This window comes from Niallia sp. Kr1, assembly GCF_050389805.1.
GTDB lineage: Bacteria > Bacillota > Bacilli > Bacillales > Cytobacillaceae > Bacillus_BD.
Map to the genome: position 1 here is coordinate 4,725,001 of NZ_CP130945.1, position 24,720 is coordinate 4,749,720.

General features: G+C 37.7%; 21 protein-coding genes, 1 rRNA gene and 1 pseudogene (1 of these 23 only partly in view). 6 read left to right on the forward strand and 17 right to left on the reverse strand.

What is annotated here, in order from left to right; all coding sequences use genetic code 11:
- The 3 genes from Q5760_RS23275 to Q5760_RS23285 form a co-directional block, all read right to left on the reverse strand.
- A 16S ribosomal RNA gene (locus Q5760_RS23275) occupies positions 1-536 on the reverse strand; it reaches 1,014 nt to the left of the window's first position.
- A gap of 470 nt (positions 537-1,006) precedes the next feature.
- Complete coding sequence (locus Q5760_RS23280; protein WP_428909904.1) at positions 1,007-1,459, reverse strand: hypothetical protein; 453 nt, start codon at positions 1,457-1,459, stop codon at positions 1,007-1,009.
- A 45-nt stretch (positions 1,460-1,504) separates the two neighbouring features.
- Positions 1,505-2,728 (reverse strand): MFS transporter, encoded by a 1,224-nt coding sequence (locus Q5760_RS23285; RefSeq protein WP_428909905.1) that lies wholly within the window; start codon positions 2,726-2,728, stop codon positions 1,505-1,507.
- A gap of 185 nt (positions 2,729-2,913) precedes the next feature.
- On the opposite strand from Q5760_RS23285, the gene Q5760_RS23290 reads away from it, so the two are divergent.
- The 6 genes and pseudogenes from Q5760_RS23290 to Q5760_RS23315 all read left to right on the forward strand — a co-directional run.
- On the forward strand, positions 2,914-3,159 hold the full coding sequence (locus Q5760_RS23290) for a hypothetical protein (RefSeq protein ID WP_428909906.1): 246 nt from the start codon (positions 2,914-2,916) through the stop codon (positions 3,157-3,159).
- A gap of 461 nt (positions 3,160-3,620) precedes the next feature.
- Positions 3,621-4,154, forward strand: coding sequence for an RNA polymerase sigma factor (locus Q5760_RS23295; protein WP_428909907.1), 534 nt, complete (start codon positions 3,621-3,623; stop codon positions 4,152-4,154).
- Positions 4,147-4,896: a hypothetical protein gene (locus tag Q5760_RS23300; protein ID WP_428909908.1), complete on the forward strand. Its 750-nt coding sequence runs from the start codon at positions 4,147-4,149 to the stop codon at positions 4,894-4,896. Before Q5760_RS23295 ends, Q5760_RS23300 begins: the two co-directional genes overlap by 8 nt.
- 123 nt (positions 4,897-5,019) lie before the next feature.
- Positions 5,020-6,441: a toxin Cry1Ac domain D-VI-related protein gene (locus tag Q5760_RS23305; RefSeq protein ID WP_428909909.1), complete on the forward strand. Its 1,422-nt coding sequence runs from the start codon at positions 5,020-5,022 to the stop codon at positions 6,439-6,441.
- 261 nt (positions 6,442-6,702) lie between these two features.
- Entirely contained in the window at positions 6,703-9,447 is a 2,745-nt protein-coding gene (locus tag Q5760_RS23310) for an ATP-binding protein (RefSeq protein ID WP_428909910.1), read from the forward strand.
- Positions 9,448-9,463: 16 nt separating this feature from the next.
- Positions 9,464-11,026: pseudogene (locus tag Q5760_RS23315) on the forward strand (response regulator); the annotation flags it as partial.
- 80 nt (positions 11,027-11,106) lie between these two features.
- On the opposite strand, the gene Q5760_RS23320 reads toward Q5760_RS23315, so the two are convergent.
- The 14 genes from Q5760_RS23320 to Q5760_RS23385 all read right to left on the reverse strand — a co-directional run bounded on the left by Q5760_RS23320 (position 11,107) and on the right by Q5760_RS23385 (position 24,563).
- Positions 11,107-11,271, reverse strand: a complete 165-nt coding sequence (locus Q5760_RS23320; RefSeq protein ID WP_428909911.1) for a hypothetical protein — start codon at positions 11,269-11,271, stop codon at positions 11,107-11,109.
- A gap of 438 nt (positions 11,272-11,709) precedes the next feature.
- Positions 11,710-12,705: a lipoate--protein ligase gene (locus Q5760_RS23325; protein ID WP_428909912.1), complete on the reverse strand. Its 996-nt coding sequence runs from the start codon at positions 12,703-12,705 to the stop codon at positions 11,710-11,712.
- Between the two features lie 307 nt (positions 12,706-13,012).
- The gene (locus Q5760_RS23330) at positions 13,013-13,276 is read right to left on the reverse strand and encodes a phosphocarrier protein HPr (protein WP_428909913.1); all 264 of its coding nucleotides are present in this window, start codon (positions 13,274-13,276) and stop codon (positions 13,013-13,015) included.
- A 37-nt stretch (positions 13,277-13,313) separates the two neighbouring features.
- The gene (gene tkt, locus Q5760_RS23335; RefSeq protein ID WP_428909914.1) at positions 13,314-15,326 is read right to left on the reverse strand and encodes a transketolase; all 2,013 of its coding nucleotides are present in this window, start codon (positions 15,324-15,326) and stop codon (positions 13,314-13,316) included.
- A 19-nt stretch (positions 15,327-15,345) separates the two neighbouring features.
- Positions 15,346-15,804, reverse strand: a complete 459-nt coding sequence (locus tag Q5760_RS23340) for a hypothetical protein (protein ID WP_428909915.1) — start codon at positions 15,802-15,804, stop codon at positions 15,346-15,348.
- Positions 15,794-16,219, reverse strand: a complete 426-nt coding sequence (locus tag Q5760_RS23345; RefSeq protein WP_428909916.1) for a 6-phosphofructokinase — start codon at positions 16,217-16,219, stop codon at positions 15,794-15,796. Before Q5760_RS23345 ends, Q5760_RS23340 begins: the two co-directional genes overlap by 11 nt.
- Positions 16,220-16,231: 12 nt before the next feature.
- Positions 16,232-16,921 (reverse strand): ribulose-phosphate 3-epimerase, encoded by a 690-nt coding sequence (gene rpe, locus Q5760_RS23350; RefSeq protein WP_428909917.1) that lies wholly within the window; start codon positions 16,919-16,921, stop codon positions 16,232-16,234.
- A 50-nt stretch (positions 16,922-16,971) separates the two neighbouring features.
- Positions 16,972-18,021, reverse strand: a complete 1,050-nt coding sequence (locus tag Q5760_RS23355) for a 2-hydroxyacid dehydrogenase (protein WP_428909918.1) — start codon at positions 18,019-18,021, stop codon at positions 16,972-16,974.
- A gap of 256 nt (positions 18,022-18,277) precedes the next feature.
- Positions 18,278-18,985: an L-ribulose-5-phosphate 4-epimerase gene (gene araD, locus Q5760_RS23360; protein ID WP_428909919.1), complete on the reverse strand. Its 708-nt coding sequence runs from the start codon at positions 18,983-18,985 to the stop codon at positions 18,278-18,280.
- A 50-nt stretch (positions 18,986-19,035) separates the two neighbouring features.
- Complete coding sequence (locus tag Q5760_RS23365) at positions 19,036-20,091, reverse strand: galactitol-1-phosphate 5-dehydrogenase (protein ID WP_428909920.1); 1,056 nt, start codon at positions 20,089-20,091, stop codon at positions 19,036-19,038.
- A gap of 132 nt (positions 20,092-20,223) precedes the next feature.
- Complete coding sequence (locus Q5760_RS23370; RefSeq protein ID WP_428909921.1) at positions 20,224-21,645, reverse strand: PTS galactitol transporter subunit IIC; 1,422 nt, start codon at positions 21,643-21,645, stop codon at positions 20,224-20,226.
- Between the two features lie 29 nt (positions 21,646-21,674).
- Positions 21,675-21,974: a PTS fructose transporter subunit IIB gene (locus Q5760_RS23375; protein WP_428909922.1), complete on the reverse strand. Its 300-nt coding sequence runs from the start codon at positions 21,972-21,974 to the stop codon at positions 21,675-21,677.
- A gap of 32 nt (positions 21,975-22,006) precedes the next feature.
- Positions 22,007-22,450, reverse strand: a complete 444-nt coding sequence (locus Q5760_RS23380; protein ID WP_428909923.1) for a PTS sugar transporter subunit IIA — start codon at positions 22,448-22,450, stop codon at positions 22,007-22,009.
- A gap of 46 nt (positions 22,451-22,496) precedes the next feature.
- Positions 22,497-24,563 (reverse strand): BglG family transcription antiterminator, encoded by a 2,067-nt coding sequence (locus Q5760_RS23385; protein ID WP_428909924.1) that lies wholly within the window; start codon positions 24,561-24,563, stop codon positions 22,497-22,499.
- Positions 24,564-24,720: the final 157 nt, after the last annotated feature.

A 24,720-nucleotide genomic window follows, 5' to 3' on the forward strand; every position in this document is an offset into this window, starting at 1 on the left:
CCGCGGCTGCTGGCACGTAGTTAGCCGTGGCTTTCTGGTTAGGTACCGTCAAGGTACGAGCAGTTACTCTCGTACTTGTTCTTCCCTAACAACAGAGTTTTACGATCCGAAAACCTTCATCACTCACGCGGCGTTGCTCCGTCAGACTTTCGTCCATTGCGGAAGATTCCCTACTGCTGCCTCCCGTAGGAGTCTGGGCCGTGTCTCAGTCCCAGTGTGGCCGATCACCCTCTCAGGTCGGCTACGCATCGTTGCCTTGGTGAGCCGTTACCTCACCAACTAGCTAATGCGCCGCGGGCCCATCTGTAAGTGACAGCCGAAACCGTCTTTTAGCTTACCAGCATGAGTTGGTAAGAATTATCCGGTATTAGCTCCGGTTTCCCGAAGTTATCCCAGTCTTACAGGCAGGTTGCCCACGTGTTACTCACCCGTCCGCCGCTAATCTTTGGGAGCAAGCTCCCTCAGATTCGCTCGACTTGCATGTATTAGGCACGCCGCCAGCGTTCGTCCTGAGCCAGGATCAAACTCTCCAATAAAGTGTTTGATAAAGCTCATAAAGTTTGTTGCAATTAAGCAACTAGTTTTGTTACATATAGTAACTAGAATTAACGTTGACGTTATCTGCTTTGTTTAGTTTTCAAAGAACAATCTTTTATTTGTCCTTCTCTCAAGGACAAAAATTATTATATCACTAACGTTTTTGGAAAGCAACTATATTTTTAAAAACTTATAAAGTTGAAAGTTGATTTCGTTTCGCATCAGCGACGTTTATTAATATATCATCTTGAATCAGAGAAGTCAACTTCCTTTTTGAAATTTTTTTTAACATTTTAAGTGACGGAAATTCATAGTATCATTTTGTCCGTTAGAAAATCAATATCTACTTTTTATAGAAATAATCCCGCGTTGATTCCCTTCTATATACATATGCCTACCTTATATGATTGGTTTGTTAAATTTCAAAACAAAAACGGAACTCCTATATAGATTGTGGAGTTCCCATTTTCTAATCCCAATAATTAAAAATGATTTGCCCGATCGTTTCTGGCAGCCAATAAGCAATTTGTTCTAACTCTGCACGATTTAATTTTGCATCCTTTATATGTCGTTGCTTAAAAGGAGCGTTTAATTCAGCTTTCCCCATTATTTTATAGAAAGATGAAAATCGCTCGTTAAGCGGAGGTCGATCGATGAATTTAATCTTTCTAAATTTAAGTACGGAGGCAAATGCCAAATAAGGATAATGCTCATTCAACAAAATATGAAATCGGCTGCTAAGTATTTCAACCTTCGCCTGATAGAAATTCGATGGGTACTGTGGAGCCATGAAATCAAGTACTTTTCCGCAATTACGAGAGGCAAAGTCAAAGCATAAATGTTTGAATTGCTTTCCATCTACTCTTGGAGGGGAATTGGCATCTGAATCATAAAAACCAGTTACTCCATTCGGAAGTTTCACTCTATTTTCACCATCCGATACATACTGAATTTAAATCCCTATCGTTTATAAAGAGTTAGAAATAGCGCCCTGCTCAACCTGCTCTTTTTTTACTACTAACATATGAAGTGTCCATGTTAGCATAAGCGAAATACATAGGATCACTGCAAAGATGATAAAAGGCATGTTCACTGAGAATTTCATCATGCTTGTCGATAAGATCGGTCCCAGACTTGCACCAATGAAAAGAATGAAGGTATATAGTGACGTTACAATTCCTTTGTTTTCTTTATCGAGTTGACCCACAATCGATAATAGTGTTGGGACGACTGTGGCGATTCCAGCCACAAAAACCACACTCATCGTTATAGTTAATATTAGACTTTGACTGAAGCCCATCGTAAATAGTCCCATAATCGTTAAAATGAAACCCGCATAAACAACCCGATAAACCCCAAAATTATTAGCTAGTTTTCCTGTAAATAGAGAGATGATAACGGCGATTCCACCAATGGCCCTCACGAAGAAAATTTGTTCGAACGTAAAGTGAAAGTTTTGTGATAGATATCCACCTAAAGCTGTGTACATGCCGACAAACGTAAGAAGGATGGTGATTGAAATAAAATAAGTGATTACAATTGGTTTTTGTTGAAATGGAATTTTGAATTTTTTCACGATCGATAAGACATTTTTATTTTTCTTTTTACTATCCATGGGTAACTGCATTAATAGAAGTGCCGTGATCATGTAGACAATGGCAAAAAAGGTAAAAACGGCATGCCAACTCATCCGAGGCTCTATGTAGCTACCGACTAGTTGCCCGACAATGCCAGCTAAAAGAAAGCCGGTGCTCAAAAAGCCAAGTGTGGTTCCTCGCTTCTTTTCTGGAAAAATTGTATTAATGTAGGTGATGGCAACGGGTGAAAAAGTTGCGCATATTAACCCTTGCAAAGCGCGAAATAAGAGCAACTGGTGAAAGCTGTCTGCTGCCCCGACAATAAATGTGATAAGAGCTAAAACGGAGAGTCCCACTACCATTACTCGTTTTAGTCCAAACCTTTCAGACATGATTCCAAAAAAGACGCATCCGATTGCGAAAAATATTGAAAAGATACTACCTACCCAAGCCGCTTGGTTTGGTGTAACGGCAAACTCCTTTTCAAAGATTGTTAACAATGGGATGGTTACATATAACGAACACAACACAACCATTCCGGTCCAAAACATGATGAATGTCATCAAATTCCAATTAACCCACTTGGTCGGTTTTACAAGATTTGTACTTTCCATTATGATCTTCCCTTTTCATTAGAAAAAATTTAAATATTTAGATATTTGTTAGTTCATCATAATATAATTATTATTTTTTCACAATTATAATTACTTATCTCCACCTTTTTCAACTTATCGTATAGAACATTTTAAGTTGAACACACTAAACATGTGTATTATTTCTATAAATGGAGGCTTTTTTTATGACAAAATCACATGAAAAAGAAAAAGCTTTACAGCAGGCTCAATCCGATGTCCAAGCAGCCCATCATCAACTTCAGAGAGAAGAACAGGAATTGTTAAACGCCAAGCTCCAAGTTCAATCTCTCTCTCAACAACTCATTCAAGCACAAGGACAAGTGAAAAAGGAACAAGAAGATGTTCTGCAAGCGCAGCAACAATTGCAAGAGGCCGAAACGGTTGCTAATAACTATTCGAATGTAGAGTAACGGAAAACTTGGAGAACTTAAGTTCTGATAATGTGGATAAAAATGAATTGGAGCAAAAAATCAATAGAAATACCAAGCAAAAACACATGGAGTGCAAACCCATGTGTTTTTATTATTAATTGTATGATTCCATCCTATATTAATATTCTATTTCCATTCGTTTCAACTTTTTTAGGACATTGGGTACGTTATTCTCATAAATCATTGTATTTGGGAGCGCCTTCGGACACTGAGTACGTTATTTGCCAAAAAGTGCGAAAAAACAATAACCTTCCAGATAAATAGTGGAACATATGTCCGATAAAATGTGAAATCACCATTTTTGATACAAATAACGGAACACGTGTCCCACTAACCTTCTCCCCTCTCGATTTTTCTAAACTTTTATGAAAACCTTAAAACCTTTTCTCCCTTTAGTAGGTATTAATAGTGAAAGAATTAATTGAAAGGGGGTTTTCCGAATGGATTGGGAGTTGTTCCTGCGGATTAGGGAAGGCGATCAAGCCGCCTTCAAAGAACTTTATATTCAGCATGTGGATAAAGCACTGCGAGTAGCAACGGGAATTACACGAAATAAGGAACAAGCGAAAGATGCGGTGCAGGAAACCTTTATTCGTGTATATCGATATATCGACCAATACGATTTGTCCAAACCATTTGAACCTTGGTTCTACCGAATACTTACGAATGAATGCATGCGACTTTTACAAAAAGAGGCTCGTACCTCGACTTTTGACCCGTCTGAGCTTGAATATGAAGCCAACTATGAGGAAAAAGAAAGCGAGGATTTTAGTCATTTGTATCAAGCGATTCAATCTTTACACGATATGTATCGGATTCCAATCCTTTTAAAATATATAAAAGGTTTTAGCGAAAAGGAGATTGCGCAGGTGTTGGAATTAAAGCAAAACACCGTTAAATCACGACTTTTTCAAGGACGGGAAAAGCTGAGAAGGATTCTGGATCTTATGAAAAGGAGGGAAAACCATGTCTGATCGATTGGATAGAATCATTGAAAATGAATTAAACAAAAATATCACGATCACGCCTGATGATAAAGACGAGATTTGGGCCAATATTGAAACAGAGCTTTTTCAAAAAGAGCCTGAACGGAAGAGGCCAGTAGTTCGGAAAAAGAAAAAGCGTTGGGTTCCTCTATTCGTTACGGTTGCGGCGACTGTCCTACTTCTGATTGGATTACAGACGGATACGGGTTTTGCGGTGATAGATAAAATAAAAACGATGTTTGCTCCGGAAAAGGAAATTCCACAGCAATTAGAAGGAAATGTTGAGGATACGAAGGTGAATTTGCAGGAAGGCACTAAATCGAACTATATCATTTATATAGATGAATCTCGTTACAAGATGGAAAAAGGAGAAAATATGGATGTGATTGTACCCAAAGAACCATTAGGGGAATCCTATCCTGAAGTATCGATGTCCATTCAGGAAGTGTTGGATCAAGGTCCCCAGGAGCTGATCCGTGAGTATGAGGAGAAGTTGAAAGAAACAGGCGTCGATGTTTCTGAGATTGTGGAAGTCGAATCCCCTGTGAAGGGCTGGATGGTGCGTGGATTAAGCGGTCATGAATGGGATTCTTCGATTACCCGGTACTATGTTATAAGTAATGGACGAGAAGGTAGCTTTCTCTTTACCCAAAAATTCTTCTTAGAAGCCGAAGAAGGACATGGAGCGCGAATGGATGCGATGCTAAAAGAATTTGCGATTGTCGAATAATAGGGGTGCCTGGCACCTTCCAGTTTTTGGGAGATGCCTGGCACTCTTTTTTTATTCACAACTTTTAACCCATTAATTATAGTAAAATAGTAGGTATCATTTATTCATATTCAGGGGGACTATATGACGAAGAATCGAAAGGTGTTTATTGGTAGTTTAGTTGTTTTATTTCTGGTTGGGATTGTGGTTGCTTTTACTGTTCAGAACCAGAAGGTAAAAGCGGAAGAAGAAAGAATGAGGATCGTGCAGGAAAATGAGACCATTGTTCAAGAAACTCAGACTTTAGTAGCTGGATTATATGCTAGCGAAAAGAAAGAAGCTCTATCAGACTCTCTATCAAAGGAGAAAATTACGGATGCAGAAGAGCAGGCGAAAAAAGTGAAGGACGAAGAGCTCAAATCCTCCCTACTAGAAGAGATTCATCAAGTTTCTGCTCTTCTTGATACAAAACTATTAATCGATGAACTATTAGAAAATTATATTTTAATAGATCATATCAATGAAGCGAACGTAGAATCGATGAATCAGGCCTATACTGCCGCGAAAGAACTTAATGAAACGATTGCCCTCACCTTTGCCCCCACCGTGGATGAAATTAATTCACAAATGGATGCAATGAAAACGGCACATCAAAAGGTCTCCTCTCTATTTTCGGACGCTGATGGGACGACTGTAAAAGAGGATGTTACTAGAAATCAATATGTCGAAGCGAAAACGAGTGTTGATTCGATTAAAAATGCACAAACAAAAGAAACTCTGACAACCCTTTTATCAAAAGTGGACAGCGCCTTAACGGAAAAAGAGGAAAAAGCCAAGGCTGAGGCAATGGCCGCAGAAAAGGCTAAAGCGGAGGAAAAGAAAAAACAAGAGGAACAAGCAGCAACATCACCGCAGACTTCACAGACAGCAGCTGCACCAGCTCCATCCTCCCCATCACAAGCAACACCAAAAAATACAGCACAACCGACATTAGCCGATCTTGTCGCGAGCAGTTCTACTGCGAAAAAGACGAATCAAATTGTGACGGTTGTTGCCAGTGGCACGAGCGCCAAAGTAACTTTATTTGAAAAAAGTGGGGATACGTGGAAATCAGTTATTTCTTCGAATGGTTTTGTTGGTCAAAAAGGAATCGGAAAAGCGCACGAAGGTTCAAGGAGAACACCGAAAGGCAGCTATAGTTTAGGATTTGCCTTTGGGACAAGCAATCCGGGTACCCAACTTCCTTTTAGAAAAATCACACCGAATAGCTATTGGATTTCCAATGTGAATGATCCGCAATACAACACATGGCAGGAAAGAGAATCCTCTGACCCAGCCGACGAACATTTGCAGAACTACACTACAGCCTACCAATATGCAATTGTCATCAATTACAATAATGGCGTTGGTGGAGGTTCCGCGTTCTTCTTGCATGTATCTACCGGCAGACCAACATTAGGGTGTGTCGCCGTACCAAAGAGCTCCATGGTTCAATTCATGCAAAAAATTAAACCAGGTGCCTATATTATTAACGTGAATAATCAAAATGAGATTACCCATTATTAAGAGGTGTCAGGCACCTTCCAGAAACTGGAAGGTGCCTGACACCTCTCTTTTTCTACAAATTTCGACACAAACATTTTTAATTCTATTATATACTATTTAATAACTGCAGTTTTTGCAGGAATGTGTCATTATTAGGAAGAATATGTAGGTAATTAGAATAAAGATATATCACAGTATTCATATTGGAAAATTATCCCATTAAATATCTTTCACTCTATTATTCTTGTTATCCCGATATAAATCGAAATGGAGCAGTATATCATGGGTAAAAAATCATTATCAATTCGGTTCTTAATCAGTGCGTCCTTTACTATTTTGATGGTAATCACATTGATTACAATCAACATGGTTATTTTTACAAATTGGAAACAGTCTTCTGACGAAATTATTAAAAAAATGGAAAATGATGCAGCGAAAGACATCGTCAAAGAGATCGATACACTTCTGCAAATTCCTATTCATATGAATGATCTCAACCAACATATTATCGCGCACGATATTCTCGATATGCAGGACCAAGAAAAACGCATTGCCTTTTTTGTCAACACCATGAGATCAAGTAACTCTGAAATTTATAGTTTCAGCTACGCTTCGGAAAACGGAGATTATTATGGTGCACGTCGAAACGCGACCGATCGCATTGAAATCTATAAAAGTACCGCTGATACAAATGGTCATTCTTTTTATTATGCGGTAAGTGATGATTTATCCGACATCACATTTATTGAAGACTTCGGTCTATTTGATCCACGAACAAGAGATTGGTACCAGCTAGCGAAAACGGCTGGGAGACCCATTTTTTCACCACCTTACAAACATTTTATTAAAAATGATCTCGTGATTACAGCCGCCCATCCTATCTATGATGAAGAGGGCATTCTTCAGGGGGTTTTAGGTTCTCGGATTTTATTGACAAAATTGAATCAGTTTTTAGAATCTGTCACGCCCGAAGGAAATACGACTTCCTATGTGATTGATCGAGTCACAGGTGAATTAGTCGCGAATTCAGTTGGAATTCCAAATTTCAAACCTTTTGCAAACGGACGTTATGAAAGAACGACCATTGATGCTGTAGAAGATGAGACCATCCGCTTTGCCTATCAGGCATATCAGAAAAATGTAGCGAATAACAAGCTGATTCAAGAATCAGCGGACGGAAAGACTCATGTTAAATTAACCGAGTACAAACATAACGGTGTGGACTGGCTGATTATTACAGGGATTCCTGAAAGTCTGTTTACAGATGAAATTTACGACAACATCCAAACAGCTCTATTTTTATCCGCTGCCGCCCTAATTCTATCGATTTTCATCTATCGAAAAAGCACGGATGTGATTCTAAAACCAATCAATGAGTTAATTGAAATCTCTAAGCGATTTTCAAAAGGAGATCTTCGCAAACGAGCAGAAGTCTACAAAAATGATGAAATTGGGCAGTTGACGAATGCTTTCAATCATATGGCTGATGAATTAGACAAACATATCAATCATCTCGAGGAAAAGGTCAATGAGCGCACAGCTGAAATCGAACAAACCAATGTCGAGTTAAAATGTGCGAAAGCTGAGGCCGATAAAGCGAATCAAGCGAAAAGTGAATTTCTTGCCAATATGAGTCATGAAATCCGGACTCCACTTAATGCGATCATTGGTTTTAGTGAACTTCTCACCAATTCGATGGAAGATGATAAACATAAAAACTATATCCACACGATTAACGTGGCCGGTAATAACCTGCTTACGATTATTAACGATATTCTCGATCTTTCCAAAATCGAGGCTGGAAAAATCGAGTTGCATTATAAACCAATGAGTTTAAGTCTCATTACAACAGAAGTTGAAAACATGCTTCGCTATCGAGCTCATAGCACGGGGATTGAATTAATCGTAGATGTACAAGATCAGATCCCTGATACCATTTTGCTGGACGAAGTGAGAATGAGACAAATCTTCTTGAATCTACTCAATAATGCGATTAAATTTACGGAAAAAGGTCATGTCAAACTGACTGTAAAAGCGAAGCCCGCTCAATCGAATGATACAAGCTCCATCGATCTTCAAATTTTGGTTGAGGATACTGGAATTGGGATTCCTGAGCATGAGAAAGAAAGAATCTTTGAATCGTTCACCCAAATTTCAGGACAAAGCATCAAAAAATACGGTGGTACGGGGCTTGGATTATCGATTACAAAGAAATTAGTGGACATGATGAATGGAACCATCTCGGTTGAAAGCGAGGTTGGGAAAGGCAGTACCTTTATTGTTCAATTTTCCAATATCCAAGTGGCTGCTACGCAATCTTTACCTGAGAAAACCGATATCTATGACTATTGGAAAAATAAATTTTCATATGAGACCATTCTGATCGTCGATGATATTGAAACCAATCGTTATTTATTAAAGGAGTGGCTCTCTTCCTTTGGTATCCATGTATTGTTGGCAGGAAATGGGGCAGAGGCATTAAAGATCTGCGAAAGGGAAAAACCTCATCTGATCCTGACCGATTTAGTAATGCCTGTTATGGATGGGTTTGAATTAGCCGAAAAATTAAAAGCGAATCCGAGGACACAAGATATTCCAATCATTGCCTTAAGTGCTTCCACTCTATCAGAGAAGCCTGAAGGACATTTTGATGATTATTTACTCAAGCCTGTTCATATCGGGAAATTGTTAAAGAAACTAGCCAAACATCTTTATATGGAAACTGAAATCGAAAAGGCTTTAGAAGATGTAGAACAGTCAGGTGAGCCTAAATGTAGGATGATTCCGGAAATCAAGGAAATGTTGATTCCGCTCGTGTCCAACTTAGAGTCATCCTTGATCATTAGCCAGGTTAAACAATTAGCCCAAACCTTAATCTTATTGGGTGAACAGCATCAACTAGAAGAGATGGCTGCAGATGGTGAACAATTGTTAGGGTATGCTAATTGCTACGATATCGTGAACATCAAAGTAAAATTAAGGAAAGTGAAAAATATTTTAGTAGAGGGTCATCCAAATGGAAAATAATTTAGTATTAATGGTTGATGATAATCCGAATAATATCCAAGTACTTGCGACCATTATGGCAGATTGTGGGTACGATCTTGGGATTGCCCAAAATGCTCATGAGGTCTATCAATTTCTAGAGGTAAATTCCCCCGAATTGATTTTATTAGATGTTGAAATGCCTGATATTGATGGGTATGAGGTCTGCGCAACGATTAAAGCAGACCCTCGATTCGAGGACATTCCTGTTATTTTTCTAACGGTTAAAAGCGAAATGGATGACATTGTGAAGGGATTTGAGCTTGGAGCGGTTGACTATATTACCAAACCTTTTAATCGAAAGGAACTCATTTCAAGGGTGCGGACCCATATTTCGTTAAAACGTTCAAGAGATGAGTTAGCGATCAAGAATGCGGAGTTGGAGTATTCCCGCGATGCTCTTTCCAAAAAGAATCAAGAACTGGAAGAGGCTTTACTAGTTCAACGAAAACTAGAGATTGAAAAGGATCGCCTCACGCAGCAAATCCTTCAGCATCATGACCTGTTGGAAAAAAAGGTAAAAGAACGCACGGAGGAACTGGCAACAGCAAACAATAAAATCACGAAGATCATTGAGGCAATTACGGATGGATTTCTAGCGGTTGATGCGAATTGGACGGTCAGTTACCTTAATGACAATCCATACTTGCCACCGAATAACAATGCCAAAGATTTATTAGGAAAAAGTATTTGGGAGGCCTTTCCGGAAATGGTCGGCTCCGTTTATTATACGGAGCTTCATCGGGCCATGTCGGATCGAGTTAAAATTAATTTCGAGGCGCCCTCTATTTATAGAGATGGCAGATGGTTAGAAGTAAATGTCTATCCATTTGAAGAAGGAATCTTTTCCGTTTATCGTGATATTACAGAAGCCAAGAATTATGAAAAGGAAATGAAACGATTATCTGGTCTTGACTTAATTGGTCAAATGGCGGCAGGGATTAGTCATGAAATTCGCAATCCGATGACAACGGTACGGGGCTTTTTACAGCTTTTAAGTACAAAAGATGATTGCCAGCAATATCATGACTTCTTCATGCTCATGATTGATGAATTGGATCGAGCCAATTCCATCATTACGGAGTTCCTGTCGATGGGGAATACTCGGTCAATTGATCTACAGGATTTAAATTTAAATTCAATTCTAACGGACATCATTCCCTTACTTCAGGGCGATGCCTTTAATCAAAATAAACAAATTCAAATGGACATGTCGGAGATTTCGAATTTACGATTGAACCGGAATGAAATCCGCCAGTTAGTTTTAAACCTGCATCGTAATGGCCTAGAAGCGATGGAGCCTGGAAAAACATTAACGATTCGAACGTATATGGAACAGGATGAAGTCGTTCTGGCAATCGAGGATGAAGGAAAAGGAATTGAACCCGAGGTATTGGAAAAGCTAGGAACCCCCTTCTTCTCCACCAAAGACAACGGAACCGGACTCGGACTCGGCGTCTGCTACGGCATCGCCGCCCGTCACAAAGCCAAAATCGACATCGAAACCAGTCCAGAAGGCACCACCTTCTACGTAAGATTCGCCACCAACCCGCAATGGTAGGAAGGTGCCAGGCACCTTACATTTTCTGGGAATTTGTTAGATAATCCCAATAGGCAAGTCAACAAAAAACCAAGGGGCATTTATCCCCTTGGTTTTTTGTTGACTTGACGACCGCTCTTTTTCTGACTTTGAGGTCCTGAATTACCGATTTGGAATTCACTGCCTAACTCCACATCATTCCTCTTATCTTGCTTCTCAATTTGCGCCCTTGTTTGGTCCTTATTTTGTCTACCTTGATTTGTCATGTAGTTCATCTCCTTTTTTGAATGTCCTCTTTAATATGCGCAAGGGTGTGGAATTTGAACAGGGTGCCAGGCACCTTACAGAATTTGGAAGTTGGATAGGTGAGGTGATTGTACAAATACTACCAATAAACTTTTACAGCTTGAGGATATGGTTGTATTCCGGGGTAATACTACCAATAAACTTTTACAGCTTGAGGATATGGTTGTATTCCGGGGTAATACTACCAAAATTCTCTTATAACTCGGGAAAACGGTTGTATTTCAGGTTAATTCTACCAAAATTCTCCTACAGTCTGAAAAAATGGTCCTATTCCTAGCTAATACCACTAATAATTTCTTGAGGCCAACAGGAGCAACAGACACCATCCATTATCAAGTAACATACAAAATAACGGCCCCCATGTTTCCCAACATAAGCACCGTCAACAATTTTATATTCTAATAAATCACCCCAATAAACTCGTCCTTCTCGATTTTTCCAAAATAATGCGGGATGTCGATGTCTTTTAAAACTTCTTCCAGTGCCGCTTTTTCGTAGCGAGTGCCTTTTAGCTTTTCCTCGATATCAGCTACTTCGCCCCAGCCGAAGAAATCACCGTATATTTTTGCATTTGTAATGATCCCTTTCGCTACATTAAGTCGGACATCGATGGTTCCAACTGGGAAGCGTTTAGAATTTTGAATATCAAACTTTGGTGATTTTCCGTAGTTCCATTCCCAGGTTTGATATTTATTTTTCGAAATCTCATGGATTTTTTCCCAATCCTCTTCGGTTAGCACATATTCCTTCACTTCTCCACCCTCTTGATCAAAAACACTTTTCAAGATAAATTGGCGGAATTCTTCAATCGTCATCGATTCATTAATGAAATCAGAAATATTCCCGACCCGAGCACGGACGGATTTGACTCCTTTTGATTCGATTTTTTCCTTTTTCGGCCTTAATGCTTTGCCGACATTGTCCAGATCGGAATTCAACATTAACGTTCCATGTGTATACATGCGCCCTCCTGTTGCATATTGGGCCGTTCCCGATACTTTCTTTCCATCAATCTCAATATCGTTGCGCCCCATCAAATCTGCATTGGCTCCTAGCTTACGCAGCGCATCAATTACCGGTTTCGTAAAATTTTTAAAGTTATCCTGAAGGCTATTCCCTTCATCCTTCGTGATAAAACTGTAATTTAAGTTACCTAAATCATGATACACCGCGCCCCCACCAGACATTCGGCGTACGACAATTACATTATTCTCTTCCACATACTGCGTATTAATTTCCTCAATGGTATTTTGATTACGTCCAATGATAATGGACGGTCCATTTATGTAAAAAAGTAAATACGATTCGTTAATATCCAAGTGTTTTAATATGTATTCTTCAATCGCTAAATTAATTTGCGGATTGGTTATTCCTTTATTATCAACAAATAACATCGACGCTCACCTACCATTTTTTATACGACAAATCCTTTTATAGGCTCCATGTGAGGAGTAGTCAAATTGCACATTTTTAAAATGTAAGGATTACGATTACATTAGAGGTATGTTTCATCATAAAATATTTCCGAATTCACCATCTATCTATACTAAAATAATGAATGACAATACATAAAGAATCAATCAGATTCAACCTTAACTTTTCATATCCGCACCTTTTTTCAGGATTATATCGTAACTCTATATTATCATTTAATCTTAACTAATAAAAATGACAGGAAATAAAACTTCCTGTCATTTACTACTAGATTAATTTATTTTCCTGCATAGTAGATGTAATCGCTGCAATTGCATCCTCTTCATCGTCACCGGTTGCAGTGATTTTTACTTCAGCGCCTTTTGTAACACCTAACGACATAACGCCCATAATGGATTTAAGATTGACTGATTTGCCATTATACTCCATTTTCACATCAGAGCTAAACTTAGTTGCTGTGTTTACTAATAATGTTGCGGGACGCGCATGAATACCTGCTTCATCAACAATCGTATATGTTTTTTCTGCCATTTTTATATCTCCTTATCCATAAAAAGTAATGTTTGGCTTATCCTATTAATAGTTTGAATCGTGATACTACATGTTCAACAGTAAAACCGTATTCTTCCATGATTTTATTAGCTGGAGCGGAAGCACCGAATTGATTAATAGTTAGCATATCTCCGTCTGCACCAACATATTCTCTCCAGCCAAATGGTGAGCCCATCTCAATAGCCAGACGCGCGGTTACAGCAGAAGGAAGAACACTTTCTTTATATTCTTTCGATTGTTGTTCAAATCGATCCCAACTCGGCATACTTACTACAGAAACATAGATTCCTTCTTTTTCTAATTCCTTTTGCGCCTCTAGTGCTAATGAAATTTCAGAGCCGGTTGCAAGCAATATTCCCGCTTCCTCACCGTTTGCTTTAGAAAGGACATAAGCACCTTTTTTCACACCTTTAAGCACTTCATTTTGATCCATTTCAAGAGTTGGTAAGTCTTGACGAGTTAATACTAAAACAGTAGGATGGTCTTCACTTTCAACAGCTAAGCGCCATGCAGCAGCTGTTTCTTTTGCATCGGCTGGTCTAATGACTGAAAGACCTGGCATTGCTCGTAAAGCCGCTAAGTGCTCAATCGGTTGGTGTGTTGGTCCATCTTCCCCTACAGCAATACTATCATGCGTGAATACATAAGTGACTGGTAATTTCATTAAGGATGCTAGACGTATCGCAGGGCGTAAGTAATCAGAGAATACAAAGAATGTTGCACCGAATACTTTTACACCTCCATGAAGGGCCATTCCATTAAGCGCAGCACCCATGGCAAATTCACGCACACCAAACCAAATATTTCTATCGGCATAGCTATCTAGATGGTAGTTCCCTTCTCCAGAGATTAAGGTTTTATTAGAACCTGCAAGGTCAGCTGAACCACCGATGAATTGAGGAACTGCTTTTGCAACAGCATTTAGTACTTTTCCTGAAGATGCACGAGTTGCCACTTTTTCTCCTGCTGAAAATTGTGGAATCTCTTCTATCCATTTTTCAGGAAGAACACCTTGGATTGCATCCTCTAATTGCTTTGCAAGTTCTGGATACGCCTTACGATAAGATGCAAAAAGTTGATTCCAAGCTTGTTCCTTTTCTTCTCCTGCTTTAGTAAATTGGGCATAATGCGTTGAAACCTCTTCTGGAACATAGAAGTCTTTTTCATATTCCCATTCATAATTAGCTTTCGTTAATTTCGTTTCTTCTATACCTAATGGTGCACCATGTGAAGATGCAGAACCCGATTTATTAGGGGAACCATACCCAATTGTTGTTTTAATTTCAATTAAAGTTGGACGACTTACATCTGCTTTTGCTTCTTGTATCGCTTTTTGAATCTCATCAACGTCATTTCCATCTTCTACCCGAAGCACCTGCCAGCCATAAGCTTTGTAGCGGTCTTGTACACTTTCTGAGAAGGAAAAATGCAAATCCCCATCTAGGGAAATATCATTTGAATCGTAAAGAACAACTAAACGTCCTAATTTAAGGTGCCCTGCAAGTGAAGCTGCTTCCGCTGAAACACCTTCCATTAAATCTCCATCACCACAAAGACTGAAAGTGTAGTGGTCGACGACTTGATATTCATCTTTATTATAGATTCCGGCTAAATGGCGTTCAGCCATAGCCATCCCAACTGCCATTGCAATTCCTTGACCTAGAGGACCGGTTGTTGCATCGACTCCTGCTGTATGGCCATATTCTGGGTGTCCTGGTGTCTTACTCCCCCATTGACGGAAATTCTTTAAATCCTCAATTGCTAAGTCATAGTCAAATAAATGAAGAAGACTGTATAAAAGTGCAGAACCATGTCCAGCTGAAAGGACAAAACGGTCGCGGTTGAACCATGTTGGATTTTTGGGATTATGATTCATTTCCTTTGCCCATAAGGTATAAGCCATAGGTGCAGCACCCATTGTAATCCCTGGATGACCAGAATTTGCTTTTTCAATTTGATCAATGGATAATGTACGAATGGTATTAATCGCTATTTGCTCGATACTTTGTTTCGTTTGTTGTGATGTCATATGTAACACTTCCTATGTTTTATTTTTCAAGAAAAATAACATTTCTGCTTTTTATTAGTAAATCTCCTGTAGGAGAATTCTCTTGAATCCACGGAAATACCTGCTGTGCTAATTTTGAAGCTAATAACCTGTCAAAAGCCGTTGGATTAGGACCCATACAGAGAGCTTCGTCTATTGTGACCATTTTCCAGTTTACATCAATATATGGCAATACCTCTTTATTAATTTTTTCTTCTTTTACATCTTCATTAAAAATTAAGAAAGAATACGTTTGACCGCTTGAAAAAGTTTTCTCCCATTCACGTATTAAACGTTCAACATCCTTCTTAGCGAATCGTGGTGGAAGATAGTGTCCATTTGTAATACGAGCCACTTCTTCTAACATTTCAATCGGTGTACTTCCAGAAACTTGAATTCCAAATAATCTTGGGTTCGGATATCTTAAAGAAACAATGGTATCCTGTATTTTAAACACCATTTCTGCTATCGCATTTCATAACGGTATCGTATCCAGCGGTTATATCAGAGCCTTCTACATCATTATGAATCGATACAGGAATGAATAGAATTTCCGCATCTATCTCCTGTTGTAAGGTTTTCTTAATATCATAGCTTTTTCCTGTACCAAACAAGATCAATTTATCAAAGCCTTGAAGGTGCTTCATCCATTCTTTGTTGACTACTCCAGATGAAGGTTGTAATTTATACGGTTGTCCACCTGGATTCGCATACCTTAAATCTTCTGAATGAAATTCAACTAGCGACAATACACCTTCTTGATTGAACTTTATCCCTGTTACTGAATGTTTATCCAATAAATCAGGCAATAATTCTTTTAAAATTAAATCTACTAACGTTGTAAATGAACTAAAGCTTAATAATCCTATTTTCATTTATTTCATCTCTCATTTCTGGTTACCGTACTCTAGACGATTCAAAAACAATTCTTTAACCGACTGAATTTTATCAAGATAAGTTCCTTCTTTTTGATTAAAAAGAGAGGATGTGCCCAATACATACACATTCGTTCCTCTTTCCACAAGTGCAGGAATGGTTTCTTGATTGATGTTTCCATCCACCTCTATTAACGGTCTGGTTTCCAGCGTTTCAAATAAATGATTCAGTTCATCTATTTTTTCTAGCACATTGTAATTAAACTTTTGCCCAGCAAATCCTGGATTTACCGTCATCATTAAGATCATCGAAACCATAGATAAATAAGGTTTAATCAAATCAATGGGACTTTCTGGATTTAATGCGATAACTGGTTCAATCCCGTAATCTTTAATTTTACGAATATCTCTCTCAACATCATCGCTTGCTTCAACATGAAAAGATATATACTTGGGTTGAATACTAGCAAACATATCAATATATTTTGAAGGCCGCACTGTCGCTAAATGAATATCCAACGGAATGCTTGTACTTGCTTTGATTTGTTCAAGCACATAGGGTCCCATCGCCAAATTATTGACATAAACCCCATCCATTACATCACAATGAAGCAACTCAACCCCCGCGGCTTCTAACTTCCGCAGTTCTTGATTCAAATCCAATTGGTCTGCGCACATAATCGAGGCTGCAACGGTTTGCACAACATCACCTCTTATTTCTCAGGATTTTTTTTGCTATGCTAATTAAAACGTTATTTCAAATTCACTTGAAAACTACTTTTCTTATTTTTAAAATAATCATTCAATACATCACGTAATAAATAAGGAGATTTTGGAATCGCATCTACCGTGTCTCCCGCAATATGGGTGGTGAATGTTACGTTATCCAACTGCAGTATTTCATCATTTGTATCGATCGGTTCGGTCCAAAAAACATCTAATGCGGCCCCTGCAATTCGATGATGTTTCAAAGCATCGATTAAATCTTCTTTGTTTACTAAATCCGGTCTAGCTGTATTTATAAGGTAGCCGCTTGGTTTCATTAGATCTAGTAACCTCTTATTTACTACATTTTTATTTTCCAATGTTACTCGAGCGTGTAATGATACAATATCCGATTCGGAAAAAAGAGTCTCCACATCTACTAACTGTAGCTTTAATCCTTCTTTTTCTAAACTTTCTAGATTGGCATGGTTGCTATTTGCCAGTACTTCTACACCTAGGGCATTTAAGCGTCTAATCACCGCTTTTGAGATATTCCCCAATCCGTATATACCTACTTTCAACTGACTTAGAGTAGTTTTATAAGGGTCATTAACAAAAGTCTTCCTCCAGTTTCCTTCTAAAATGGCATGATGGGCACGGGCAATATTTCTTGTTTCAGCGAACATTAAGCCAATCGTAAAATCCGCTACAGGTTCTACATTACGAAAAACATGAAGCACCGGAATTCTTTTTTCATCACATGCTGGAATATTCACATTTTCCATTCCGCCCCGGCAAGTACCGATTAATTTAAGGTTGTTTGCACATTCAACCATCTTTCTTGAAACAGGAGCGTAGTGGAGTAATAGATAATCAGCCGTTTCTAGTTCCTCAAAGATTCCTTCAGGAATTTCAACGTTTTCAGGTCCCTGCGTTTCAATAATTTTTATACACTCTTGAAACTCATTTTTCTCTAAATGGGAGTACCATTCAAACTTCTTTACTTCAATAGGTTCTTCAATATCGAGCCCATAAGCAGCGTCCTCAAGAGTGTCACTACTTACCAAGCCATCTCCAATTACTACAACCTTAGCCATTTTGGAACACTCCTTCTTGTAAACAGTGGTTACAATCTAGCATTTGAAAGATATAAAAAAAGAAGAACTTTTTCCAGATATACCTTGTATAACATGGAAAAAGGTTCTTCAGATCTGGATTAAAACAGAGAAAACAAATGATGTTTTTCAAGTTTACTCATTTTCATTTCGTAAGAAAGCCATAAACTCATGAACTTACGAGATAACTAAAAAATGAGTTTAATCGTTATAGTATCCCCTGCCTTAATCACATTCATTATTTAACTAATACTTTTTGTCCGTAATAAGCATTTTTTCCATGCTTTCTTAAATAGTGTTTATCTAGTAAGTTCTGATCCATTGAAGGAATTTTTGGTGACAAATGAAGGGTATTAAAGTTCATTTTACAAACTTCTTCTAAGACAACCGCGTTTTCAAGTGCCTTCTTTGCATTTTTCCCCCATACAAATGGACCATGACTGTATACAAGAGCAGCTGGAACTGCATTCGGATCAATCCCACGTTCTTTAAAGGTCTCCACAATGAGATTTCCTGTTTCTAATTCATAATCGGATTCAATTTCTTCTTTCGTTAAGTTACGAGTACATGGAACCGTACCATAAAATGTATCAGCATGTGTTGTTCCTAGTGCTGGTAAATCTCTAGTTGCTTGTGACCAGCTCGTTGCCCAAGTTGAATGGGTGTGAACAACACCACCAATATCAGGGAAATTTTTATATAATACAAGATGAGTTTTTGTATCTGAAGACGGGTTTAAATCACCTTCTACAATATTTCCATCTAAGTCGACTACCACTAAGTCTTTAGCAGTAAGTTTATCGTATTCGATTCCACTTGGTTTAATAACCACTAAACCACTTTCACGATCAATACCACTAACATTTCCCCAAGTAAAAGTAACTAAGTCATATTTTGGTAAACCAAGGTTTGCTTCTAATACTTCTTCTTTCAATTTTTCTAGCATGATATCACTCCTATCCTATCCTTATCATAAAATAACAGTCTATAAACCAATTATTCCTCCGGAGAAACTAGAACTTTATTGAATTTCAATGTTCGGTCAGCCATCCCTTTTAGATATTCGCCAACCTCTTCAAGTGTAATTTTATGAGAAAGCATTTCTTTAAATTTAATCTGTCCACTAGTCATGTAATCAAGAGTAGCCTTCCAAGCCAAACCAGGATAAGGAGGTGTGTATGAATTCCAAGAACCTACAACTGAAATTTCTCCACGCATTAGGTGGTCCATGGTTTCTTCTTTTAAATCCAACCCTTTATGAGTGATTCCAATAAAAACAACGCGTCCTCTTTTCTTTGCTGCTAAAATAGATTGTTGTTGGGTAAACACGTTACCTGCAGTTTCGGCAACTACATCTGCACCACCGTTGGTAATTTCTCTAATGGTTGCAACGGGATCAACATTTTTAGAATTGATCGTAATATCAGCACCAAGTTCTTTTGCCAATTCTAACTTGTCATCAAAAATGTCTACGGCAATGACAGTAGATGCTCCAAAGATTTTTGCCCATTGTAATGTTAATTGTCCGATTGCACCACAACCCATTACAACTACTGTTTCACCAGGTTGAATGTTCGCTTTTTGCAAACCATGGTAACCGATTGCTGCAGGCTCAATTCCAGCCGCTGTTTCAAAATCTAAGCTATCAGCTATTTTTAATACGTGATTTTTTGGTACTTTTACGTATTCCGCAAACGCTCCGTTGCTACCTGTACCAATAATGTTATAATCATCACATAAACCATAATTTCCTGCTTTACAATATTGACATTCTCCACATGGTACTAATGGTGCTACACAAACACGATCTTTTCGTTGAAATTCGGTTACGTTTGCCCCAACTTCAGCTACTTCTCCTGAAAATTCATGACCCAGAATAAGAGGATATAAACGAGCACCGCTAATCATAGAACGAGGTACGTCCGAACCACAAATTCCTGCAAACTTTACTTTAATAAGAACTTCATCTTCATTAATTTGAGGAATATCAACTATTTCTTGAGTTACATTACCTAGTGAGTGCAAAACCGCTGCTTTCATTTTTCCTTCCATTATTTTCGCCTCTTTTTAATACTTTTTTATATGGTTATCTTTTTATTTTTGGTATACTAACAATGTCTTTTATTTTTTTAAATGATCGTTTGGATCAGTGGCGGAATCGAATTCATTCGAACCGCCATTTTTTTAGGCTACTTGTTGCCCAGTTTCTAATGAGTTGTTCTTTGCTGCTTGACGATCAAGGTAATCGTAGAACGCCTTTTTGTTCTTTCTGAATAAGAACCACATTACTAAGTAAGCAACAATTGCAACTGTAATCCAAAGTGGACTTGCTGTTAAGAATGCAAAGAAAATTAATGATGCTAATGGTTTAGATAAGATGTTGAAGCTAGTGATTAATAGTGCGCCAGCTGGTAGTGCAATCCCTACATCCATTGCCACTTCCGTGAATAATGGAGCTGTAGCTGTACATACATATAAACCGATACTGAACCAAATAACACCGTTTACAATTACTTTCGCCATATTTCCATTTGTTAAAGCAACAAGACCTTGTATCATGAATGGAAGTGCAACTAAGTCTATAACCGGGATTACTTCATTTCCTGGTAAGATGAATGCCATTAATACCATGATTGGGATTAATAAAAGACCTGCTGTTAATGTTGCCGGTTCACCGAAACCTGCAGCATCGTTGATTCCTAAGAACCATTCACGACCTGAACCTTTCTCTCTTTTTGCAGTCGATTTTCTTGCCGCATCTGTGATAGGAGTAAAGGCATTAGCAAAAAGCCCAGCAATTTTAGGGAAAATCGCCATAACAGCGGCAGTTGCGATACCAACGGTTAAGATAGAGCCCCATGATGATATCGCGCCTAAATTTGTAATATTACCGATTAAGCCGATAAGTGATCCAATAAAGAATCCTAGAACGGTAGGTTCACCGAATAACCCTAGTTTCTTTTGTAATGTTTCTGGGTTTAATTTAATTTTGTTGAAACCGATTGCATTTAACACCGGATCCATAATTAGACCGAACATAGCTGGCTCAATATTATGCATACCTACGATCGTAGTATTTGGATATCCATAATAAGTTGACCATCTTCTTGCAATAATTTCGGAGTTTAAAAGAGAATACATATTTAATAGAATCATACAGCCAAGAGCTAAAGCCATATTACCCGTTACTACATACACCATTGAACCCCATACACAGTATGAATAGTTATTCCATAGATCAGATGGTTGGAATACATCTGTCCATTTTACTAAGAATAGTACAGTTTGTAAGATAATCCCTACTGCTAGGAAAAGCATACCCGGTTGAGTAGAGTATCCAACAATCGATGTTGCCTGCCAACCTACGTCAAAGGCAGGTAGATTGATGCCTGTATTGTCTACCATACTTTGAATAACTGGAGAAATAATTGGTGTAAAGGAGTTAATAACTAATGTAAAACCCTGTAAACCAATACCAGCTGTTAAACCAGACATCAACGCCTTTTTAAAAGGTACTTTTAAAATCATTGCAATTACAATAATGATAACTGGAACTAATATTGCTGCTCCAAACGCATTGAATATGGATTGAAGTGTTTCTAACATAATGGGTCCCCCCGAGTTATTTTATTTTTTTATGCTAAAGATTTTAATGTTTCTTCTACTTCATCAAAAAATTCTTCTTCGCCAATACCTGTTAAGCAACTGATTGAGCTGATTTTAGGAATTCCGTAATCACCTGCTGGAAGTGGACTCGTGTGAACAACTAAATCGTATCCTCCACCTTGAATAAGGCTTAAAGCTTCAGTAGGTTTTCCTGTATTTGTTGTAATCGTAATCCCTCTGTCAGCCATTTCCTCTTTTACCTTTCCAGCTACCATTGTCGATGTTACAGTACCTGAGCCACAAATCGATAATACTTTAAATGATTTCATGTTAAATTTCCTCCTATAATGAATATTATTTTTTAAGCCATAACAAGGTTAAGAATGCGTTCGCAATCGCTTTCAGTTTTAGCTTCTTTAATCTTTTCCAAGCGTTCTTTATCCTTGAAAATGGACATTAAGGCACTTAATAGTTCAGTCTGCTCTTTTGGTTTTGTTACACCCAGAAGAAAGACAATATCCACATCTGCTTCTTGAGACGGATCTTCCATTAAATTGAATTTAACTGGTTGATCTAAAGTGGCAACGGCCATTACGGTTTCGTTCACGTGCTGCATATCTGTATGTGGAATGGCTACATTCAGACTTCCTGTCTTTAAACCTGTAGGTAATACACTTTCTCTTTCTAATACAGCATCAACATAAGAATCCTTAACATAACCAGCTTCATTCAATTGATTTCCTAATGTTTCAATAACTTCTTGATAATGAGTTGCTTTTAAACCAAGATGGAAAACGGTTTTCAATGTTGATTCACCCCCTCTCAATTTTTTACATTTAGAATATTATTGTCTAATCAATCGAATATAAATTAATAATTTTACTAACTTCTTTTATGGAATTAGCTTTAACTAATTTATTTAGATCCTCACCAGATCCCGCTAATTTCATTAATTGCATTAAGGCGTGTATATGCTCATGTTTGTCTTTTGTTGCAATGACGACGATTATATTTATTCTATGGTCCCCACCATATGAAACACCTTCTTTTATTCGTAGTAAACTCATTCCAACCTCGTTTACCCCGTCTTCTGGTGCTGCATGTGGAATAGCAACATTTGGACCAATGACAATGTATGAGTCCTGCAAACTATATTGAACCATAGCGTCTATATATCTTGGTTCTACCTTTTTACTATGAACTAAAGGCTGAGCACAAATTCTAACTGCTTCTTCCCAAGATTCTATCCGATTAACTAGTTTGATATTTTCAGGAGTCAACAATTCATTTAGTGGAATTTTTTGATCTTTATTGCGTTGATGAGCAACGGCTTTATTATCATCTCGATTTAAGTATTTCATTAACTCTTTTGATAAAGCCCTTTCATCTTTAATGTCAGCAAAGTTTGAAATGATTCGAATGAGTTGCTGCTCATCAATATCATTCGGTACATAGCCATGTACCGCCAACATAACCTGTTTTCTTAATCGAACCTTTTCTTCTCTACCTAGAAAAACCTTCGTAACAAATAGTTTTTTATCGGTTTCAATATAAGTTGGGGAGAAAACGATATCATAATCTAATGGATAGTTGATAAATTCACGGACGGATAAGGAATCAAGAAATACAAACTCTGGAAATAATTCACTTAATTCATTGAACATGAGTTTGGATACCGAAACGCCTTGTGGACAAACCACCACCGCTTTTACCTTCCGAATAATACTTTCACCCTGTTTTTTCATCCAGCCACCAATGAGCATCGTTATAAACATCAGTTCATTATCAGGTATTTCTCTTCCAATTACCTTTTCCAAAGGTGAGGATGACTGTTTAACAAGATGATGGATCGCCTTCATATCCTCACTAAGGACACCTTGTAAATAAATTTTATCAGTCAACTGATATTTAATTCGATAATAGGCTGGCTTAATATGTTGCAACAATTTGTCTAACAGTTGTTCTCGATTATCAAAATAGATACATGCGCTTTTTTCAAATTGCCGTAGCATTTTATCTATAGCAGGTACTAGATTAGGAATCGCTTCTTCTTCTGACATAAAAACAGATGAAAATACATTCGTTGTTAAAAGGTGTAAGGTGATAAATAAACGCTCTGTTTCTGGAATATCCTCGAGATCATATAAAATCTCTTCAGTTGCCTGATATTCATTCGTATCAGAAAGTACCTCATATTCAATCGGGAAAGAATCTATGACATTGCCTCTTTTAATTCGCCTTAAAATCAAAATTAATATGAAAGGCATCACAGCTAACTTTTCATCAATAAATTTAAGACTTAACTTATCTTCAACCTTTTCTACTCGCTTTGAGAATTCTTTTAGTTCTTGTTCTTGAATACCGGCAATTGCAATAAGTCTTTTTTCACCTGCGTTTTCTTGGAGCATCGTATTAATTAAACTAATTAGTAGTTTCCTAATTTGTAATTCTTTACCTTCTATTAAATATCCGTTCTTTCTTGAATAACGAATAATTAACCCGTAATCATTTAATAAGATTTGTGCATGCTTTAGATCACTAAGTATGGTATTTTTACTAACCTTAAAATAGGAGGTAAAATGATTTAATGACAATTCCTCCTGGGAGAATAAGATAATTGAAAGAATAAGATTTATTCGCTGCTCTTCAGTGAAAACAACTTGTTCTTCCGACATTTCAAAGCCATCAGACACCACATTATATTTCTCAAAAACAGCCTGATTAATAATAAAATGTCCCTGTCTTGTTCTCTCGATTACAGGAAGGTTGTTGAGCAAAAGATATTCGTTAATTTTATTGATGCTATATCCAAGTTGCCTTCGGGTTAATTGATGTGTTTCTTCAAGTTCCTTACTTGTAATACTAGGATTACCAATCAACTCACTTAAAATGAATTTATCTCTATTATTAAGATCCAATTGATTGCCTCCCTCCTACAATTAAAGTATATAGCTAATCTTTCAAAAATTGTATGCGTTTCCATCTAAAAGAATTGGACATTTGTTGTACAATTATGCGTTTTACTGTGTTCATCCAACTAAATTGTTCATTAATCACAAAATTGTACATTATTTA

Bases quoted from the DNA above. Each gene is read 5' to 3' on its own strand.
- Q5760_RS23295 (WP_428909907.1), top strand. From the start codon at position 3,621: ATGGATTGGGAGTTGTTCCTGCGGATTAGGGAAGGCGATCAAGCCGCC.
- Q5760_RS23345 (WP_428909916.1), bottom strand. From the start codon at position 16,219: ATGAAAATAGGATTATTAAGCTTTAGTTCATTTACAACGTTAGTAGAT.
- tkt (WP_428909914.1), bottom strand. From the start codon at position 15,326: ATGACATCACAACAAACGAAACAAAGTATCGAGCAAATAGCGATTAAT.
- Q5760_RS23370 (WP_428909921.1), bottom strand. From the start codon at position 21,645: ATGTTAGAAACACTTCAATCCATATTCAATGCGTTTGGAGCAGCAATA.
- Q5760_RS23310 (WP_428909910.1), top strand. From the start codon at position 6,703: ATGGGTAAAAAATCATTATCAATTCGGTTCTTAATCAGTGCGTCCTTT.
- Q5760_RS23355 (WP_428909918.1), bottom strand. From the start codon at position 18,021: ATGGCTAAGGTTGTAGTAATTGGAGATGGCTTGGTAAGTAGTGACACT.
- Q5760_RS23365 (WP_428909920.1), bottom strand. From the start codon at position 20,091: ATGGAAGGAAAAATGAAAGCAGCGGTTTTGCACTCACTAGGTAATGTA.
- Q5760_RS23330 (WP_428909913.1), bottom strand. From the start codon at position 13,276: ATGGCAGAAAAAACATATACGATTGTTGATGAAGCAGGTATTCATGCG.
- Q5760_RS23285 (WP_428909905.1), bottom strand. From the start codon at position 2,728: ATGGAAAGTACAAATCTTGTAAAACCGACCAAGTGGGTTAATTGGAAT.
- Q5760_RS23340 (WP_428909915.1), bottom strand. From the start codon at position 15,804: ATGGTGTTTAAAATACAGGATACCATTGTTTCTTTAAGATATCCGAAC.
- Q5760_RS23305 (WP_428909909.1), top strand. From the start codon at position 5,020: ATGACGAAGAATCGAAAGGTGTTTATTGGTAGTTTAGTTGTTTTATTT.
- araD (WP_428909919.1), bottom strand. From the start codon at position 18,985: ATGCTAGAAAAATTGAAAGAAGAAGTATTAGAAGCAAACCTTGGTTTA.
- Q5760_RS23320 (WP_428909911.1), bottom strand. From the start codon at position 11,271: ATGACAAATCAAGGTAGACAAAATAAGGACCAAACAAGGGCGCAAATT.
- Q5760_RS23325 (WP_428909912.1), bottom strand. From the start codon at position 12,705: ATGTTATTTGTTGATAATAAAGGAATAACCAATCCGCAAATTAATTTA.
- Q5760_RS23375 (WP_428909922.1), bottom strand. From the start codon at position 21,974: ATGAAATCATTTAAAGTATTATCGATTTGTGGCTCAGGTACTGTAACA.
- Q5760_RS23300 (WP_428909908.1), top strand. From the start codon at position 4,147: ATGTCTGATCGATTGGATAGAATCATTGAAAATGAATTAAACAAAAAT.
- Q5760_RS23290 (WP_428909906.1), top strand. From the start codon at position 2,914: ATGACAAAATCACATGAAAAAGAAAAAGCTTTACAGCAGGCTCAATCC.